The sequence below is a fragment of the Pseudoalteromonas sp. APC 3893 genome (genome assembly GCF_030408095.1).
In the GTDB taxonomy this organism is placed as follows: Bacteria; Pseudomonadota; Gammaproteobacteria; order Enterobacterales; family Alteromonadaceae; genus Pseudoalteromonas.
In genome coordinates this window covers 1-1,135 of record NZ_JASDCD010000073.1, presented here as the reverse complement: position 1 = coordinate 1,135, position 1,135 = coordinate 1, and the positions used below count along the sequence as shown (strand labels likewise).

Genomic DNA, 1,135 nt, shown 5'->3' with positions numbered 1-1,135 from the left:
TTGATCACCCCTGGCGGGCCGTTTAATACTTGCACTGTGGTTTGTTTGGCTTGCTGGCTGACATACTGATAGCTAATACATGAATCAACAGAAATGATTAACGTGTCGTTGCTAAGTTGAGTTAAGTCACCATGGGGCGTTTGTGTATAAGCTGGCATTTGTTCAGGTATATACTCGTTTAGTAACTCATTGAGCATTTCGTCTGCGATAACAGGCTGTGCCAATTCATCAACAGGCAGTAAGAATAGCATTTGGCTGATACGCTGAGTTTGCCTAAGGGTGGCGATATCTATCTGCTCTAGTAAGTGCGATAACATTAATACGCAGCGGGTTGCTCTATCAAGTTGCGCAAGTTCATCAATTTCAACAAAAATATAGGGCGCATCCAAACTAATATCGCACCTAATTAATGCTTTGCTTGGCTTTGAAAACAGCATTTTATTTGCAACGGCGGTATAAAAACTGCTTACGTTACAACCAGCTGCGTTAATATGGTAAAGGCTATCAAAAGTAAGGGGGGTCATATTACTTCACTATTTTTTTGCGCTGAAGCCACCAATATTTGGCTATTAGCGCCTATTTTTTTAATACTGAGATGGCCACGCCAAAGTAATGAAAAAGATTGGGCGTCAGAGTCAATCACTAAGGTATCGCAACGCATGCTTAACCGCTCGCGCGTTAAAGTATTCACGACCTCCACAATCGGTGGCTGGTATGGCAGCTCTATGCGTTGTTGTTGCCCATATTGTTGCAACGGGTAAAGCCCAGTTAATTGACACGTCCATCCTTTGGCAAATTCGGCCGTAACTTGTTGATCTGCGGGAGCGGTGTTATATAAATCTTTGGGTTGGGCGGTTTTAAATGGGTACTCACCCGCCATTAGAGCTGTTTCGTCAACCTCAGGTAGACGTTCTATGCGTGGTGACCAATGACTCGGTATAGCTGCGAAGCTTGCAACTGGGGTGTTATGGCTTGGTTTTCTAAGCAGTGAATTAGCATACTCAACACTTGGCAGTTGCTGGCCAACCGCCTGCTTATTTTTAAGTTTAAAACCACGACCAATTGGATTTTCTAATAACGTATTGCTGTCGTTATTTAGCTCTTTGCCACCATAAGCTTGCATATAATTAAGCGC

General features: G+C 43.3%; 1 protein-coding gene and 1 pseudogene. Both read right to left on the bottom strand.

What is annotated here, in order from left to right; translation table 11 throughout:
• Positions 1-524: pseudogene (locus QMA12_RS22030) on the bottom strand (hypothetical protein); the annotation flags it as partial.
• The coding region (locus tag QMA12_RS22025; protein ID WP_290211504.1) for a DUF2169 domain-containing protein at positions 521-1,135 on the bottom strand (615 nt) is incomplete at its 5' end. The pseudogene QMA12_RS22030 and the gene QMA12_RS22025, both read right to left, overlap by 4 nt.